This is a genomic window from Acetanaerobacterium elongatum, from assembly GCF_900103835.1.
Taxonomy (GTDB): Bacteria; Bacillota; Clostridia; order Oscillospirales; family Ruminococcaceae; genus Acetanaerobacterium; species Acetanaerobacterium elongatum.
Window position 1 is genome coordinate 40,815 of sequence record NZ_FNID01000001.1, and the last position, 17,102, is coordinate 57,916.

At 50.7% G+C, this 17,102-nt stretch carries 14 protein-coding genes; 6 read left to right on the top strand and 8 right to left on the bottom strand.

Annotated elements, in window-relative coordinates; translation table 11 throughout:
• Positions 1-67: 67 nt before the first annotated feature.
• From spoVM to rpoB, 7 genes are all read right to left on the bottom strand, one after another.
• Complete coding sequence (gene spoVM, locus BLR50_RS14825) at positions 68-151, bottom strand: stage V sporulation protein SpoVM (protein WP_143008008.1); 84 nt, start codon at positions 149-151, stop codon at positions 68-70.
• A 481-nt stretch (positions 152-632) separates the two neighbouring features.
• Positions 633-1,835 (bottom strand): elongation factor Tu, encoded by a 1,203-nt coding sequence (gene tuf, locus BLR50_RS00210; RefSeq protein WP_092637281.1) that lies wholly within the window; start codon positions 1,833-1,835, stop codon positions 633-635.
• A 127-nt stretch (positions 1,836-1,962) separates the two neighbouring features.
• The gene (fusA, locus tag BLR50_RS00215) at positions 1,963-4,044 is read right to left on the bottom strand and encodes an elongation factor G (protein WP_092637284.1); all 2,082 of its coding nucleotides are present in this window, start codon (positions 4,042-4,044) and stop codon (positions 1,963-1,965) included.
• Positions 4,045-4,161: 117 nt separating this feature from the next.
• Positions 4,162-4,632 (bottom strand): 30S ribosomal protein S7, encoded by a 471-nt coding sequence (rpsG, locus tag BLR50_RS00220; RefSeq protein WP_092637287.1) that lies wholly within the window; start codon positions 4,630-4,632, stop codon positions 4,162-4,164.
• Positions 4,633-4,815: 183 nt separating this feature from the next.
• Entirely contained in the window at positions 4,816-5,244 is a 429-nt protein-coding gene (gene rpsL, locus BLR50_RS00225; protein ID WP_092637289.1) for a 30S ribosomal protein S12, read from the bottom strand.
• A 297-nt stretch (positions 5,245-5,541) separates the two neighbouring features.
• The gene (gene rpoC / locus BLR50_RS00230) at positions 5,542-9,060 is read right to left on the bottom strand and encodes a DNA-directed RNA polymerase subunit beta' (RefSeq protein WP_092637291.1); all 3,519 of its coding nucleotides are present in this window, start codon (positions 9,058-9,060) and stop codon (positions 5,542-5,544) included.
• 19 nt (positions 9,061-9,079) lie between these two features.
• Positions 9,080-12,802, bottom strand: a complete 3,723-nt coding sequence (gene rpoB, locus BLR50_RS00235) for a DNA-directed RNA polymerase subunit beta (protein ID WP_092637293.1) — start codon at positions 12,800-12,802, stop codon at positions 9,080-9,082.
• Between the two features lie 488 nt (positions 12,803-13,290).
• Between rpoB and BLR50_RS00240 the strand changes: the two genes are divergently transcribed.
• Genes BLR50_RS00240 through BLR50_RS00255 form a run of 4 tightly spaced genes read left to right on the top strand, consistent with a single transcriptional unit; the run spans position 13,291 to position 15,703 of the window.
• The gene (locus BLR50_RS00240; RefSeq protein ID WP_092637294.1) at positions 13,291-13,803 is read left to right on the top strand and encodes an RNA polymerase sigma factor; all 513 of its coding nucleotides are present in this window, start codon (positions 13,291-13,293) and stop codon (positions 13,801-13,803) included.
• Positions 13,796-14,284, top strand: coding sequence for a hypothetical protein (locus tag BLR50_RS00245; protein WP_092637296.1), 489 nt, complete (start codon positions 13,796-13,798; stop codon positions 14,282-14,284). The genes BLR50_RS00240 and BLR50_RS00245 overlap by 8 nt, the downstream gene beginning before the upstream one ends.
• Positions 14,271-14,831, top strand: coding sequence for a hypothetical protein (locus tag BLR50_RS00250; RefSeq protein ID WP_092637298.1), 561 nt, complete (start codon positions 14,271-14,273; stop codon positions 14,829-14,831). The genes BLR50_RS00245 and BLR50_RS00250 overlap by 14 nt, the downstream gene beginning before the upstream one ends.
• Complete coding sequence (locus tag BLR50_RS00255; protein ID WP_092637301.1) at positions 14,828-15,703, top strand: hypothetical protein; 876 nt, start codon at positions 14,828-14,830, stop codon at positions 15,701-15,703. The genes BLR50_RS00250 and BLR50_RS00255 overlap by 4 nt, the downstream gene beginning before the upstream one ends.
• Before the next feature lie 117 nt (positions 15,704-15,820).
• Here BLR50_RS00255 and BLR50_RS00260 read toward each other — a convergent pair whose 3' ends face one another.
• The gene (locus BLR50_RS00260; RefSeq protein ID WP_092637303.1) at positions 15,821-16,294 is read right to left on the bottom strand and encodes an acyl-CoA thioesterase; all 474 of its coding nucleotides are present in this window, start codon (positions 16,292-16,294) and stop codon (positions 15,821-15,823) included.
• Between the two features lie 302 nt (positions 16,295-16,596).
• Here BLR50_RS00260 and BLR50_RS00265 point away from each other — a divergent pair, with 302 nt between their 5' ends.
• Complete coding sequence (locus tag BLR50_RS00265) at positions 16,597-16,806, top strand: hypothetical protein (RefSeq protein WP_092637305.1); 210 nt, start codon at positions 16,597-16,599, stop codon at positions 16,804-16,806.
• Positions 16,803-17,099 (top strand): phage holin family protein, encoded by a 297-nt coding sequence (locus tag BLR50_RS00270; RefSeq protein WP_341465388.1) that lies wholly within the window; start codon positions 16,803-16,805, stop codon positions 17,097-17,099. The genes BLR50_RS00265 and BLR50_RS00270 overlap by 4 nt, the downstream gene beginning before the upstream one ends.
• Positions 17,100-17,102 lie beyond the last annotated feature (3 nt).

Here is a 17,102-nt window from a genome sequence, read left to right on the forward strand (position 1 = left end):
TCCAATATATGCAAGAAAGCCCTCTGTTAAAACAGAGGGCTTTGGGATTTTTTATGTCTTATGTATATCAGCAGTCTTTCTTTTTTATTCGGAAGATCATCCGAAGGATTCCCGATAAGAATTTGGGGCTTTTTACGACGATTACCTTCATGCTTTCACCCCTTTGATGTGAATTGCTTTATTGCTAAAGCATTACCGTGCAAAGCATTGTATCACCCTGCTACCACCAGAAGTTTCGGAAACACCGGCAGGCTAAGATGACAATAATCAGTGAACAGAGGAGAATGGTAAATCTAACGGAGCAAAACCATGAAAGAAACATTCCGAGGCCCATTGCAAACGCAACAAGCGGGAACCATCCCCCGAAGCAACCGCCGCGCCTGCCCCCGCACCGTCTGCGCATTGCACGACCAACCCTTTCCTTGGAACGGTGAACCCTATGCTTAAGGTATTCATTACCCATCCAATTTCGGCGCATTTTTTCCGCGGCGTTATTGTTCCTAACCCATTATACGTTTATAGGACGGGGATGGTGATGATTAAAGCAGTACAGCAGTCAACTTCTTACGATTGCACAAAAAAGAGGGAAACCTCTTTCGGTTTCCCTCTTATAAACCCTATTCAGGTTTTAATTATTCATTGATAGCAGAAACTACGCCGGAACCAACGGTACGGCCACCTTCGCGGATAGCGAAGCGCAGACCGGCCTCGATAGCGATCGGAGTAATCAGCTCAACGCTCATATCAACGTTATCACCAGGCATGCACATCTCGGTGCCCTCAGGCAGCTTGATTACGCCGGTAACGTCGGTGGTACGGAAGTAGAACTGGGGACGGTAATTATCAAAGAAAGGAGTATGACGGCCGCCCTCTTCCTTCTTTAAGATATATACCTGGCCCTTGAACTTGGTGTGGGGGTGAATCGTGCCGGGTTTACAAAGAACCTGGCCGCGCTCGATATCGGTTCTCTGAACGCCGCGGAGCAGAGCGCCGATGTTGTCGCCTGCCTCAGCGAAGTCGAGGATCTTTCTGAACATCTCAACGCCGGTAACAACGGTCTTCTTTCTCTCTTCGGTAAGGCCGATGATCTCAACTTCGTCGCCGGTCTTAAGCTGGCCGCGCTCTACTCTACCGGTAGCAACGGTGCCACGGCCGGTGATGGTGAACACGTCTTCAACAGGCATTAAGAAGGGCAGGTCGGTCTTACGCTCAGGGGTAGGAATATAGCTGTCTACTGCAGCCATGAGGTCATGGATGCACTTGTATTCAGGAGCGTTTTTGTCGGTAGAGGTGCTCTCAAGAGCCTTCAGCGCAGAGCCCTTAACGATCGGAATCTCGTCGCCGGGGAACTCGTAAGCAGAAAGCAGCTCACGGATTTCCATCTCAACGAGCTCAAGCAGCTCATCGTCGTCTACCTGATCAGCCTTGTTCATGAATACTACGATATACTGAACGCCTACACGGCTGGCGAGCAGGATGTGCTCACGAGTCTGGGGCATGGGGCCGTCTGCAGCGGATACAACGAGGATAGCACCGTCCATCTGAGCAGCACCGGTAATCATGTTCTTAACATAGTCAGCATGTCCGGGGCAGTCAACGTGAGCATAGTGACGAGTATCGGTCTCGTACTCAACGTGTGCGGTGTTAATGGTAATGCCGCGCTCTCTCTCCTCAGGAGCCTTATCGATCATGTCGTAGGCCATGAAAGCAGCCTGGCCGTTCATGCCGAGCACCTTGGTGATAGCAGCCGTTAAAGTGGTCTTGCCGTGGTCAACGTGGCCGATGGTGCCAATGTTAACGTGGGGTTTGTTACGTTCAAATTTGGCTTTTGCCATTGGGATATCCTCCTTTTATAAACACATTTTAAATTTTAGTTACGAAGAGCATATAGGAACATTGTAGCAATTCTAAAGGCAAATATCAAGAGCTTTCAAAAATTTGATAAGCCCCTATCTACTGCCATTATTCCTGCTTTGCACGGGTATTCATAATACCCTCTGCAATCGACTTGGGTACCTCAATGTAGTGGCTGGGCTCCATGGCGTAGTTGCCGCGGCCCTGTGTTTTGGAACGCAGGTCGGTGGAGTAGCCGAACATCTCGGAAAGCGGAACGAAGGCATTGATCTGCTGAGCGCCGAACTGTGCCTCCATGCCCTGAATCTGACCACGGCGGGAGTTCAGGTCGCCGATAACGTCGCCCATGTACTCCTCGGGAACGGTAACCGCAACCTTCATAATAGGCTCGAGGATTACCGGATCAGCCTTCTTCATTGCCTCTTTAAAGGCCATGGAGCCTGCAATCTTAAACGCCATTTCAGAGGAGTCTACCTCGTGGTAAGAACCGTCATACAGGGTTACGATTACGTCTACAACGGGATAACCCGCTAAAACGCCTGCCTGCATGGCTCCCTGAATACCCTGGTTAACCGGCTCGATGTATTCCTTGGGAATAGCACCGCCCACTACGGCATTTCTAAACTCGTAGCCCTTGCCGGATACGTTGGGCTCAACCTTGATCTTAACGTGACCGTACTGGCCGCGTCCGCCCGACTGGCGTGCATACTTGTGGTCAACATCCGCCAGCTTGCGGATGGTTTCCTTGTAGGCAACCTGAGGCTTGCCGACATTGGCCTCTACGCGGAACTCGCGCAGCATTCTGTCTACGATAATCTCAAGATGCAGCTCGCCCATGCCCGCGATGATGGTTTGGCCGGTTTCCTCGTCGGTGTAGGTTTTAAAGGTGGGGTCTTCCTCAGCAAGCTTTGAAAGCGCAATACCCATCTTCTCCTGGCCGGCTTTGGTCTTCGGCTCAATCGCTACGCGGATAACAGGCTCGGGGAATTCCATCGACTCAAGGATAATCGGGTGTTTTTCATCGCACAGGGTATCACCTGTGGTGGTGTTTTTAAGGCCAACAGCTGCAGCAATATCACCCGCAAAGCACTCGTCGATATCCTGACGGTGGTTGGCGTGCATCTGCAGAATACGACCGATACGCTCGTTGTTATCCTTGTTTGCGTTATAAACGGTGGTGCCCGTTTTTACCGAACCGGAGTATACGCGGAAGAAGCAGAGCTTACCAACGTACGGGTCGGTTGCAATCTTGAATGCGAGCGCGGCGAAGGGGTGGCTGTCGTCAGACGGACGAACCTCGGTCTCGCCGGTTTCGGGGTTAACACCGGTGATATGGTCGATATCAACAGGTGAAGGCATATAGTCTACTACTGCGTCAAGCAGCTTCTGAACGCCCTTGTTACGGTAGGATGTACCGCAAACAACGGGTACAAGCAGGTTCTGGATGGTGCCCTTGCGGATGCAGGCTTTAATCTCATCAATAGAAAGCTCTTCACCCTCCAGGTACTTCATCATCACCTCTTCGTCCACCTCGGCAGCAGCCTCAATGAGCTTGTGGTGATATTCCTCAGCCAGCTCCTTCATATCCTCAGGAATCTCTTCCACGCGGATATCCTTGCCCAGATCATCGTAATATACATACGCCTTCATCTCGAGCAGGTCGATAATACCCTTAAAGAACTGTTCAGAGCCGATAGGCAGCTGAATGGGAACGGCATTGCACTTTAAGCGCTGGTGCATCATGTTTACAACGCGGTAGAAATCCGCACCCATGATGTCCATTTTATTAACATAGGCCATACGCGGCACTTTGTACTTGTCAGCCTGACGCCATACGGTTTCAGACTGCGGCTCAACGCCGCCCTTCGCGCAGAAAACGGTAACAGAACCGTCAAGTACACGAAGCGAACGCTCAACTTCCACTGTAAAGTCTACGTGTCCGGGGGTATCGATAATATTGACACGGTGGCCCTTCCAGAAGGCAGTGGTTGCAGCCGAGGTAATGGTAATACCTCTCTCCTGCTCCTGCTCCATCCAGTCCATCGTTGCAGCGCCATCATGAACCTCGCCGATCTTGTGAGTTTTACCTGTATAAAACAGTATGCGCTCTGTAGTAGTGGTTTTGCCAGCGTCGATGTGAGCCATTATGCCTATGTTTCGAGTTAATTCAAGCGAAACCTCTCTTGGCATATAGTCCTCCTTCAAGAAATAGAAACTATGCAGCCTTTGCAGCGTGCATAGCACCACTGAAAAACAAAGGCACATAAATCACAATTGGTTAGACAAAAAATTATTACGGATAACGAACTACCACCTATAGTTGGCAAACGCCTTGTTGGCATCAGCCATTTTATGAGTGTCTTCGCGCTTCTTCACGGCGCCGCCCAAATTGTTGGTGGCATCGACAATCTCGCCCGCAAGCCTTTCCTTCATCGTCTTTTCAGAACGACTTCTGGAATAGGTTGTCAACCAGCGCAGACCGAGGGTTTGTCTTCTCTCGGGACGAACCGGCATTGGAACCTGATAGGTGGAACCGCCTACACGGCGGGCCTTAACCTCAAGCACGGGCATGATATTCTCCATGGCCAGCTCGAAAGCCTCCAGGGGATCCTTGCCTGTTTTGGTCTTCACAATGTCGAATGCACCGTAAACAATCTTCTGGGCAACACCCTTTTTGCCGTCATACATAATACTGTTGATTAAACGTGTGACAAGCTTTGAATTATAAAGCGGATCCGGCAAAACATCACGTTTTGCGGTTTGACCTCTTCTTGGCACTTCGCTTCCCTCCTTCACATAATGAATTCATCGGTACTCGAAAGCGCAAAACTCCCGTTTGGCCAAATGCAAGGTTTAAACCAATACAAACGTGCTTTCACACATATTATATATAGTTATCCCTTCACATCTGCCTGCTCCTGCGGCATAGCCGCTAATTGAGCGCAAACATTGGGGCTTTGATCACTTCTTCGCAGCACCAGCCTTCGGACGTTTTGCACCGTACTTGGAACGGCTCTGGTTTCTCTTGGCAACACCCTGAGCATCCAAAGTACCGCGGATGATGTGGTAACGCACACCAGGCAGGTCCTTTACACGACCGCCACGGATGAGTACCACGCTGTGCTCCTGCAGGTTGTGTCCGATACCGGGGATGTAGGCCGATGCTTCGATCTGGTTGGTGAGCCTTACCCTCGCTACCTTACGCAGAGCAGAGTTCGGCTTTTTCGGTGTCATGGTTCTGATAGCAGTACAAACACCGCGTTTTTGGGGGGAGTTTTGGTCGATGGCTACTCTCTTTTTAGAGTTAAAACCCTTCAGAAGAGCAGGAGCGGTCGACTTCTTTTCAGAAACTTCCCTACCTTTGCGTACCAGCTGGTTAAAGGTTGGCATATTGCACCTCCTTGAACTTAAAATATTTATTATAAAGGCGCTTTGAGCACCCTTATAAGCAACGTTAAGTGGTAGTATCTGCAATTTCTCATTGAAAATTACAAGACTGATGAACTTTATCGTGCCGTTTTTAGCGATAATAATGAATTTTCAACAGCAATTTTGTATAAGTACAGCACCAGTACCGACTATACATTTTATCACCCAAAAGCTTTGTTTGTCAACAAGAAAACAATATAAACTTTGTAAAATATGCGGGGGGCGCGCAGAGCGCCCCCCGCAGTGTTAAACAATACTTTATGCCTCGGCCCCGGGAACGATCTCTACGTTTCCGTAGCAGTTCATGCCGGTGCCTGCGGGGATTAGCTTGCCGATGATTACGTTCTCCTTCAAACCAAGCAGCGGGTCTACCTTGCCCTTGATGGCAGCCTCGGTAAGCACGCGGGTGGTTTCCTGGAACGACGCGGCGGAAAGGAACGAATCGGTTGCGAGCGAGGCCTTGGTGATACCTAAGAGCACCGGCTCGTAGGTAGGTGCCTTGAAGGTTTCGCCGTTTGCGGCACGCTCTTCAAGCGCCCGCTGCTCAGCTATAACATCGGCCTTATCCACCAGGGTACCGGGGAGCATGGTGGTGTCGCCGCTGTCTACCACGCGCACCTTCTTCATCATCTGGCGTACGATAACCTCGATATGCTTGTCGTTGATATCAACGCCCTGCATACGGTAAACCTTCTGCACCTCGGCAATCAGGTAATCCTGCACCGCGTCGGCACCCTGTACGGCAAGGATATCATGCGGGTTCACCGAGCCTTCGGTTAAGCGGTCGCCCGCGCGCACGATGTCGCCCTCCTCCACACAGGTTCTGGAGCCGTAGGGGATAAGATAGCTCTTTTCTTCGCCCGTTTCGCTGTTAAACACAACCACATGCTTGTTCTTCTTGATTTCAGCCATTCTTACCTCGCCGGCAATCTCGCTGATGATGGCAAGGTACTTCGGCTTTCTGCCCTCGAAGAGCTCTTCTACACGGGGAAGACCTTGTGTGATATCCTCGGCACTCGCGATACCGCCGGTATGGAAGGTACGCATGGTAAGCTGGGTACCCGGCTCACCGATGGACTGCGCCGCGATAATGCCTACCGCCTCGCCCACCGCAACGGGTTTGCCGTTAGCGAGGTTGGAGCCGTAGCAGCGCGCGCATACGCCGTGCTTGGATTCACAGGTAAGGGTGGTGCGTATCTTTACACGCTTGATGCCGGTAGCAATAATCTTCTCGGCGTCCTTGTCGTCCATCATCTTGTCACGGGTTACCAGAACGGCACCGGTTTTCGGGTCAACAAAGTCATCGGAAAGATAACGTCCGCTAAGGCGCTCGGCAAGGCCCTCAATCAGGCCGTTGCCCTCTTTAATATCATAAACCTCTATGCCCTCGTGGGTTCCGCAGTCTTCCTGACGGATGATAACATCCTGCGAAACATCTACCAGGCGGCGGGTAAGGTAACCGGAGTCTGCGGTACGGAGTGCGGTATCGGCAAGGCCCTTACGCGCACCACGCGAGGAGATGAAGTATTCCAGAATGTTTAAGCCTTCGCGGTAGTTTGCGCGAATCGGAATCTCGATGGTGGTACCGGAGGTGTTGGCGATAAGGCCGCGCATACCCGCGAGCTGACGAATCTGGTTGATTGAACCACGCGCGCCCGAGTCGGCCATCATAAAGATGGGGTTGAACTCATCAAGGTTATCCTGCAGCGCCTGAGAAACCTTCTCGGTGGTTTCGTTCCAGATTTTAATTACCTGCTCGTAACGCTCGCTGTTGGAAAGCTCACCTCTGCGGTAGCGGCGGGTTATGGTTGCGATACCGGCCTCGGCGTCTGCAAGCAGCTGCTTCTTCTGCGGCGGGATTACGGCGTCGGATACCGCTACAGTGATAGCACCGCGGGTGGAGTATTTAAAGCCCTGAGCCTTAATCTTATCAAGCACCTCGGCGGTCTTTGCCGTACCGTGCACCTTGATGCACTTTTCTATGATCTTACCAAGCTGCTTCTTGCCAACCTTAAAGGATACCTCAAGCTCAAAGGCGTTTTCCGGCTTGGAACGGTCTACAAAGCCAAGATCCTGCGGAATGGGTTCATTGAAGATAACACGGCCGATGGTGGTTTCAACCAGCTTGCGAACCAGCTTGCCGTCAATCTCTTTCTCCATCATAATCTTAATCTGCGCATGCAGACCGATTGCTTTTTCGGAATAAGCCATCAGCGCTTCGGCTACGTTCCTGAATGCCTTGCCCTCACCCGGTTCGCCGGGCTTGAGCATGGTGAGGTAGTAGGAACCGAGCACCATGTCCTGCGTAGGCACCGCAACGGGGCGGCCGTCGGAGGGCTTTAACAAGTTGTTGGCTGCAAGCATTAAGAAGCGGGCCTCAGCCTGCGCCTCGGCGGAAAGGGGTACGTGTACAGCCATCTGGTCGCCGTCGAAGTCGGCGTTGTAAGCGGTACATACCAGCGGGTGCAGCTTAAGCGCTCTGCCCTCTACCAGTACCGGCTCGAACGCCTGAATGCCCAGACGGTGAAGTGTCGGCGCACGATTTAACAGCACCGGATGGTCTTTAATTACCGTTTCCAGTGCATCCCATACCTGCGGGTTTGCACGTTCTACGGTTTTTCTTGCGTTTTTGATGTTGGAGGCATCGCCCGTCTCTACCAGCCGCTTCATTACAAACGGCTTGAACAGCTCCAGCGCCATCTCCTTGGGCAGGCCGCACTGGAACATCTTAAGCTCCGGCCCTACTACGATAACCGAACGGCCCGAGTAGTCAACGCGCTTACCCAGAAGGTTCTGACGGAAGCGGCCCTGCTTACCTTTGAGCATATCGGAAAGGGATTTGAGCGGACGGTTGTTGGGGCCGGTTACCGGCCTGCCGCGGCGTCCGTTATCAATCAGGGCGTCTACCGCCTCCTGCAGCATACGCTTCTCGTTGCGCACGATGATATCGGGCGCACCGAGCTCGAGCAGCCTTGCAAGACGGTTGTTGCGGTTGATTACCCTGCGGTAAAGATCGTTTAAGTCACTGGTGGCAAAACGTCCGCCGTCGAGCTGAACCATCGGGCGGATATCGGGCGGGATAACCGGAACCACGTCAAGGATCATCCACTCGGGGCGGTTGCCGGAAAGACGGAAGGCCTCTACCACCTCAATGCGCTTAAGCAGATGAATCTTCTTCTGCCCGCCGGTGGTCTCCAGCTCCTCTTTCAGCTGCGCGGCAAGCTTTTCAAGGTCGATTTCGGCCAGTAACTCCTTGATGGCCTCCGCACCCATTCCGGCACGGAACTCGTCCTCGTACTTCTCCTTCATGTCGCGGTATTCTTTTTCGTTTAACAGCTGCCCCTTCTCAAGCGGGGTAAAGCCGGGGTCTATTACAATATAGGAAGCGAAATACAGCACCTTTTCGAGTAAACGGGAGGAGATGTCGAGTATCTGCCCCATGCGGGATTTATTACCCTTGAAGTACCAGATATGCGAAACGGGCGCCGCCAGCTCAATGTGGCCCATGCGCTCACGCCTTACCTTTGCGCGTGTTACCTCAACGCCGCAGCGGTCGCATATCTTACCCTTGTAACGCAAGCGCTTATACTTGCCGCAATGGCACTCCCAGTCCTTGGTTGGGCCAAAGATACGCTCGCAGAAAAGGCCGTCACGTTCGGGCTTCAGCGTGCGGTAGTTAATGGTTTCGGGCTTTTTTACCTCTCCGTAGGACCACTCGCGGATGATATCCGGTGAGGCCAGACCGATCTTTATCGATTCGAAAACATTAAATTCCATGTGCGACCCCTCTTCTTATTTAATCATTGTCGTCAGACAAGCCGATATCATCCAGACCGAAGTCGCTCAGAATATCGTCAGGCTCTTCCTCATCGGGCATAAGCAGATCGTCGTCGTCCAGCTCTTCTTCCGTAAAGCCTTCGGGCAGGTCGCCGCCTTCGTTCATCATCTCATCCGGCAGCACATCCGCGATGGGGGTTAAACCGACATCGTCGTCATCGTCAAAGGTCTGCTTGAGGTCGATTTCTTTATCGTCTTTATCCAGCACCTTTACATCAAGTGCCAGTGACTGAAGCTCTTTGATAAGCACCTTAAAGGATTCGGGGATGCCGGGCTTGGGCACGTTCTGCCCCTTCACGATGGCTTCGTAGGTCTTTACACGGCCAACCACGTCATCCGACTTCACGGTGAGGATTTCCTGCAGCGTATAGGCAGCGCCGTAAGCCTCAAGCGCCCAAACCTCCATCTCTCCGAAACGCTGGCCGCCGAACTGGGCTTTACCGCCGAGCGGCTGCTGAGTAACCAGCGAGTACGGGCCGGTGGAACGGGCATGAATCTTATCGTCAACCAGATGGTGCAGCTTTAAGAAGTACATATAACCCACCGTAACGGGGTTATCGAACGGCTCGCCCGTTCTTCCGTCGTAAAGGATGCTCTTGCCGTCCTCGCGGTAACCGGCCTCCTTTAAGCAATCGCGGATATCGGCCTCGTGCGCACCGTCAAATACCGGCGTCATCACCTTCCAGCCAAGCGCCTTGGCGGCATAGCCGAGGTGAACCTCCAGCACCTGACCGATATTCATACGCGAAGGAACGCCCAGGGGATTGAGCACGATATCCAGCGGCGTACCGTCGGCTAAGAACGGCATATCCTCCTGCGGCAGAATACGCGAAACAACACCCTTGTTACCATGGCGTCCCGCCATCTTATCGCCCACGGAAATCTTACGCTTCTGGGCGATGTAGGCACGAACCACCATGTTTACGCCGGGGCTTAATTCGTCACAATTATCTCTGGTAAATACCTTTACGTCTACCACGATGCCGTACTCGCCGTGCGGAACACGCAGGGAGGTATCGCGCACCTCGCGCGCCTTCTCACCGAAGATAGCGCGTAAAAGCCGCTCTTCTGCGGTAAGCTCGGTTTCACCCTTGGGGGTAACCTTACCTACCAGAATATCACCGGCATGAACCTCGGCGCCGATGCGGATGATGCCGCGGTCGTCAAGGTCTTTGAGCGATTCGTCGCCCACGTTGGGGATATCGCGGGTAATCTCCTCGGCGCCAAGCTTGGTATCACGCGCCTCGGTTTCGTATTCCTCGATATGCAGGGAGGTGTATACATCGTCGCGCACCATCTTTTCGTTGATGAGCACGGCGTCTTCGTAGTTGTAGCCTTCCCACGTCATAAAGCCGATGAGGGCATTCTTGCCGAGGGAGATTTCACCGTTGCTGGTAGCGGGGCCGTCGGCGATAACCTGGCCCTTTTTAATCTGCTCACCGCGGTTGACAATCGGGCGCTGGTTGGTGCAGGTGCCCTGATTGGAGCGCAGGAACTTGATGAGCTTATAGGTTTCAAGCGAACCGTTGGAGGTACGGATACACACCTCGTTGGCCGAAACACGCTCCACTACGCCGTCGTGGCGCGAAACCACGGCAACGCCGGAATCCACCGCCGCCTTGTATTCCATACCGGTACCTACGATCGGCGATTCGGTTTTTAACAGCGGTACTGCCTGGCGCTGCATGTTCGAGCCCATCAGCGCACGGTTGGCATCATCGTTCTCAAGGAAGGGGATCATGGCCGTCGCAACCGACACAACCATCTTCGGCGAAACGTCCATGTAATCTACACGGCTCTTCTCCACCTCAAGAATCTGGTCACGGTAGCGGGCATTAACCTGCTCGCGCGCAAAACGGTGCATCTCGTCTAGCGGCTCGTTGGCCTGCGCCACCACATACTCGTCCTCGACGTCGGCGGTCATATATACAACATCGTCTAAAACAACCCCGGTCTTTTTATCCACGCGGCGGTAGGGTGCCTCGATAAAGCCATACTCGTTGATGCGGGCAAAGGTTGCAAGGTAGGAAATAAGGCCGATGTTCGGGCCTTCAGGCGTCTCAATCGGGCACATGCGGCCATAGTGGCTGTAGTGTACGTCACGAACCTCGAATCCTGCGCGGTCACGGGAAAGACCGCCCGGCCCGAGTGCGGAAAGGCGGCGCTTATGCGTAAGCTCGGCAAGGGGGTTTGTCTGATCCATGAACTGCGAAAGAGGCGAGGAGCCGAAGAACTCCTTGATAGCGGCTACCACGGGGCGGATGTTGATAAGCGCCTGCGGGGTAACAACCTCCATGTCCTGCGCTTGCAGTGTCATGCGCTCACGGATTACACGCTCCATTCTTGAAAAGCCGATGCGGAACTGGTTCTGCAAAAGCTCGCCAACCGAACGGATACGGCGGTTGCCTAGGTGGTCGATATCATCAACGTTGCCGATTTCATAGGCAAGGTTATTAATATAGTTTACAGACGCGTAGATATCATCTTTGATGATGGTTTTGGGGATAAGATCATCAATGCGTTCCTTAATCATGTCGGCCAGCACGGTTTCGTTTGCCGCGGCATCCAGAATCTCGCGCAGCACAGAAAAACGTACCTTCTCGGAAATGCCGAGCGCAGCGGCATCGATGGTAACAAAGTCTTTAAGGTTTACCATGCCGTTGCTGATAACCTTAACCTCTTTGCCGTCGATATCAAGAAATACGGTATTAACGCCCGCGGCCTCGATCTCCCAAGACTTTTCACGGGTAAGGGTTTCGCCGGCCTCGGCCAAAAGCTCTCCGGTAAGGGGGTTTACCACCGGCTGAGACAGCTTTTTGCCCGCGATACGGCGGCTGATTGCCAGCTTCTTATTATATTTGTAACGGCCTACACGGGAAAGGTCGTATCTTCTGGGGTCAAAGAACAATCCGTCGATATGGGAAACCGCGCTTTCAACCGTAGGCGGCTCACCCGGGCGCAGCTTGCGGTAAACCTCAAGCAGAGCCTCCTCGGTGTTCTTGGTGTTGTCCTTTTGAATGGTAGCGAGAATCCGCTCGTCCTCCCCGAAGAGATTGATAATCTCCATATCGGTGCCAAGGCCGAGTGCACGCAAGAAAACAGTGATGGGCATCTTGCGGTTTTTATCAATTCTTACATAAAAAACATCATTCGGGTCGGTTTCATACTCCAGCCATGCACCGCGGTTGGGGTTCATGGTGGAGGAGAACAGCTTCTTGCCCGTTTTATCAAACTGCATGCCGTAGTAAACACCCGGCGAACGAACAAGCTGAGATACAATAACACGCTCCGCACCGTTGATTACAAAGGTGCCGCTGTCGGTCATAAGCGGAAAATCGCCCATGAAGATCTCCTGCTCTTTAACCTCGCCCGTTTCTTTATTTAACAGACGCGCCGTAACACGCAGGGGAGCCGCAAAGGTAACGTCTCGCTCCTTGCATTCCTCTACATTATATTTAGGCGTCTCTTCTAAGCGATAGTCAACAAAGGTTAAAACCAGATTTCCGGTATAATCGGTGATGGATGAAACGTCATTAAAAACCTCCTTTAATCCCTCCTCAAGAAACCACTTGTAAGAGTTCTTCTGCACCTCGATGAGGTTTGGCATATCCAGTACCTCATTAATATGGGCAAAGCTCATACGGACATTTTTGCCCAGGTGCACTTCTTTGACATTTACCATATGCTCACTCCATTCATCTTTTTAACCATTTATCGCCACGCAAAACACTATCAGGCTAAAACTGTAAACAAGTGTTTTTGCATATTTGTATTGAAATATTTAGGCCCATATGCTATAATTAAATATCATAAAAGCATAGTAAGGCATGATGATACAGTATATTATTGTAACACCAACAAGCGCGAGTGTCAATAAAAATAAAGTATTTTTTTATGCCTTTTGAGCACAATATTCTGTTGAGGTTGCCCAAAAAACACGTTAATAGATTAAAATAGTATCTTCTCCTGCCGCAGCGGGAGATTTTTTATTTACGAAAAGTTCAGAATTAAATTTTGAAACGTCGAAGGCGAAAGGCCAATACGCTCTATTATTGGCAAAATATACCGTTTCAAAACATCTTTTATTTTTTTAATTCATTTTTGAAGTCGCTTTCAGTTTGTTATCGTTATATGACTGAAAGCTTTTAAGGCAGGTGAATGCGGGCACTCATGACAAACGAAAACTTTAATGCAGTGGTTGTGCAGTACGAGAAGCTCGTCTTCACCGTTTGCTACCAGCTTGTGCGGGATTATCACGAGGCCCAAAACCTGACACAAGAAACCTTCATCTCGGCTTACAACCACATCGACAACTGTGATCAGGCAAACCTGAAGCCGTGGCTGGCACGTATCGCCACCAATAAGGCGAAGGATTATCTGAAAAGTGCCTACTACCGGCACACCGCGCTGAGTGACGAGCCCGTAGGCGAGGATGTCGTCTCGATTGAACGTTCACCCGACGACATTACGCTTTCCAAAGAGCAGGAACAGTATATCCGGGATAAGATTTATACCCTGAAGGAGCCCTACTTAAAGGTTTCGGTAATGTTCTTTCTTGAGGAAAAAAGCCCTGACGAGATAGCCGTTTTATTGGGGCGCCCCAAAAAAACGGTGCAAACGCAGCTTTACCGAGCCAAGCTTGCCCTGCAAACTATGCTGAAAGGAGAACTATGTGATGTGTGACTTTTTTAACGAAGACGGCCACCTTACCCCACAAGCGCTGAAGGCAACCGCCAAACTGGAGCCGCTGGATGAGCTTACCCGCCTTGAAATCTCTGAACATCTTTCGTTCTGTGACAAATGTCTTTCAGACTATACCCTTCTTCTTACCGACAGCACACTGGTTTCTCCGCCGCAATCGCAGGTGCATCAGATTATGGGCCGAATCAAGCATAAGGCGCGCACCATATTCTTTAACCGCTATGCACGCGTGGCCGTAGCCGCGTGCCTGGCAATCACCCTTTGGGGATGCGGCGCGTTCAGCTTTGATTACATTAACGCCAACAATCAGCTTGTTTCCTCTGTAGCCTCCACCTCCGCTTCGGTTACGGTGAAGATGGATGAGTGGAAAGAAAGTATTTCAAAAGGTTTTTCATCCTTTTTTAAAAATATAGATACCGCAAAACCCCAAACGAAAGGAGCTTCCTCCAGTGAGAAAGAATAGCTTTTTAATTTTTATCTGCTCCCTGCTGCCCGGCGCAGGCGAAATGTACCTTGGCATGATGAAGACAGGTATCGCACTGATGAGTGCCTTTTTCGGCATTGCTTTCTTTGCAAACTGGCTGAACATAGATGTTTTAATGTTTGTTCTGCCCGTTATATGGTTTTATTCCTTCTTCCATGTTCACAATGTAAAGATGCTCTACCCCGAAACACTCAAGCAAATGGACGACAAGACCTTTATGAACTTCAGCGACGCTCTACAGGGCCAGTGGCCACGAGTTTTTGAAAAGCGTCATGCCATTGTGGGCGGAGTTTGTATATTTATTGGGTTTGCAATGTTGTTTGAGGCGTTTGTGAAGCCATATATTCAGACGATTCAGGATACGATTCCCTCACTGTATGTCTTTGTGCGCAACCTGCCCACACTGATTGTGGCAATTGCGGTTATCCTGCTTGGCGTTGTGCTGATTAAGGGTAAAAAGGATGCTGCTATTCCCGCCGCAACCCCTGACGATGACATCACCGAATTTGGAGGCAAACAGCAATGAGTAATGAAACCCCCGGCTATCAGCCGCCTGTTGCACCGCCGCCCCCGGTTTATAACGCACCCGTACAGAAGCCTGTGCGCCGTGTAGGGGTATTTACCATGGGCGCCAGCCTGATTGGTGCAGGCGCACTGACCATCTATGCAATCATCAACCCTGGGCTCGATATCTACCAGATTATCCGCTATACCCCCGCAATTCTCATCCTGCTGGGCATTGAAATTCTCGTCTATGCCATCTTTCAGAAAAACAGCCACCTGCAGTACGACTTTTTAAGCATGTTTGTGTGCTTTATTTTAATCGTATTCTCTCTGTCGCTTGCGGGGATTCCTACTATTTTTAAGAATTGGGGTCCAAACCGGGAATATACTGAAAAACGACTGCAAAACGAGGTTTACGACCTATGCTACGATAAGCTGAGCGCCGTTGAAAAGATTTCGGATGTTGATATTCACATTAACCTCGAACGTCCGGAGCTGGAGAAGGATATGACCTACAGGCAGCTTACCGGCGAGGATCTTGTAAATATCAATGTTACCTTATATAATGAATACCCTTCCACCGAGGCATTCACCGCCGCCTGCCGCAAACTTTTGAACGAATTAACCTCAACCCGCGTACCGTTTGACGGTGTCGCCTTTACCACAAACGGTAAAATCCGTTACGATCTGCATCTGGAGGGTCGCTATCAGCTCGCCATGACGGCGAAGGAGCTGGAGCCCCTTGTGGATGTCACCTCAAACGAGCAGGAAAACGCTTCCTCCGAGGTATCCTCCGCTTCGGCGAGCAGTAACACAGTGAGTAATACCTCCTCAACAACCTCCACTACAAGCAGCACCCCACCAACTTCAAGCACCGCTTCATTGGCCGCTTGATTTAAACCGCTAACATCTTCCTATTCTCTAATCATAAAAGCACTGCCACTTAAGCAGAGAGCCTCGGGGCGACCCGAGGCTCTCTGCTTTTTAAGTTATCTTCTAAAACAGCATTCCCTAAAACAATTCTATCCTGCGCTGCTTGCGAAGCTCACAGCGTTTTTTGCCCGCCTCCCACTCCTGCCTTTCCTCATCGGTTTCAATTATTAACCCCGGAACCTGAACCGGATGCTCATTTTCATCCAGTGCCACCATCACAAGGTAGGCGGTGTTCACCAGCTTCTTTTCACCTGAAAGGTATTCGGTGTAGGTATCTACCCGAACCTCCATTGAGGTATTGCCCACATAGGTGATTTTGCCAATCAGTACCACCGTGCTGTTTACATAGGCAGGTGCCTTGAATTGCAGATTGTCGATGGTTACGGTAGTTACATTACAGTTGGAATGTCTGCGTGCTACCACTGCGGCTACTACGTCAATCCATTCCACCAGCTTACCGCCAAACAAACGGTTGTAGCCGTTGATGTGCTCCGGCATCAAGATTTGTATCTGTTCGGTCTTTGATTCACAGACCCTTTTAGACTCCTTCATGCTTTTCCCTGCCTTTATTATGACTTCATGGTACTTATTATATCACAAAAACATCTCGGTTTTTTAATAAATATTTTTAGCATCGGCAGCTGAAAATTATGCAACTAGGCTGCCTTTTCACTCTAGAAATAAGAGGCTGCAGACAATGAGGGGGATGAGCAAAAATGACGGAATAACTTCATAACAAAAAGGCGGTTGAGTGAATATCTTGTTAGTAAGAGACGAAATTTGAAAGCTAAGGTCCGGCAGATCAAACCGTTAAAATCATCACACTTCACAGGAAAGGCAAGGTTGTAAAAATTATGACGCAGCTTAGTGTAGAATTCTGGATACAAATTATCATCTACGCCGTATCGTTCGGGGTAGTTTTCGGCCAATTCCAAGCAAAAATAAAGTACCTTGAGCAAAAGCTTGATAAGCATAATAATGTCATAGAACGATTATATAAGTTAGAGGAAAGTACGAAATCGGCGCACAGCCGAATTGACGAACTGAAGGAGGACTGCAGATGAGTGATTACACCTCGTTTATTAAACCGGAACTGCTGATACTCATTCCCGTTTTGTATTTTATAGGGTTGGGGTTAAAAAAGTCGGAAAACATTAAAGACAAATACATTCCCATCAGCCTTGGCGGCATCGGAATTGTGCTTGCAATCATCTGGGTGCTGGCTACGACCGCCGTAGCAGGGTTTCAGGATGTACTGCTCGCAGTGTTTACCGGCCTTACACAGGGGGTGCTCTGCGCCGCAGGCAGCGTTTACTTTAACGAAGCCGCCATCAAGCAGCCTAAAAAGGAGGAATAGCCT

Excerpts from the sequence above, each read along its gene's own strand:
- BLR50_RS00255 (WP_092637301.1), top strand. The coding sequence starts at position 14,828 with ATGAGTAATGAAACCCCCGGCTATCAGCCGCCTGTTGCACCGCCGCCC.
- fusA (WP_092637284.1), bottom strand. The coding sequence starts at position 4,044 with ATGCCAAGAGAGGTTTCGCTTGAATTAACTCGAAACATAGGCATAATG.
- BLR50_RS00260 (WP_092637303.1), bottom strand. The coding sequence starts at position 16,294 with ATGAAGGAGTCTAAAAGGGTCTGTGAATCAAAGACCGAACAGATACAA.
- tuf (WP_092637281.1), bottom strand. The coding sequence starts at position 1,835 with ATGGCAAAAGCCAAATTTGAACGTAACAAACCCCACGTTAACATTGGC.
- BLR50_RS00240 (WP_092637294.1), top strand. The coding sequence starts at position 13,291 with ATGACAAACGAAAACTTTAATGCAGTGGTTGTGCAGTACGAGAAGCTC.
- rpoB (WP_092637293.1), bottom strand. The coding sequence starts at position 12,802 with ATGGTAAATGTCAAAGAAGTGCACCTGGGCAAAAATGTCCGTATGAGC.
- rpoC (WP_092637291.1), bottom strand. The coding sequence starts at position 9,060 with ATGGAATTTAATGTTTTCGAATCGATAAAGATCGGTCTGGCCTCACCG.
- spoVM (WP_143008008.1), bottom strand. The coding sequence starts at position 151 with ATGAAGGTAATCGTCGTAAAAAGCCCCAAATTCTTATCGGGAATCCTT.
- BLR50_RS00270 (WP_341465388.1), top strand. The coding sequence starts at position 16,803 with ATGAGTGATTACACCTCGTTTATTAAACCGGAACTGCTGATACTCATT.
- BLR50_RS00245 (WP_092637296.1), top strand. The coding sequence starts at position 13,796 with ATGTGTGACTTTTTTAACGAAGACGGCCACCTTACCCCACAAGCGCTG.
- rpsL (WP_092637289.1), bottom strand. The coding sequence starts at position 5,244 with ATGCCAACCTTTAACCAGCTGGTACGCAAAGGTAGGGAAGTTTCTGAA.
- BLR50_RS00265 (WP_092637305.1), top strand. The coding sequence starts at position 16,597 with ATGACGCAGCTTAGTGTAGAATTCTGGATACAAATTATCATCTACGCC.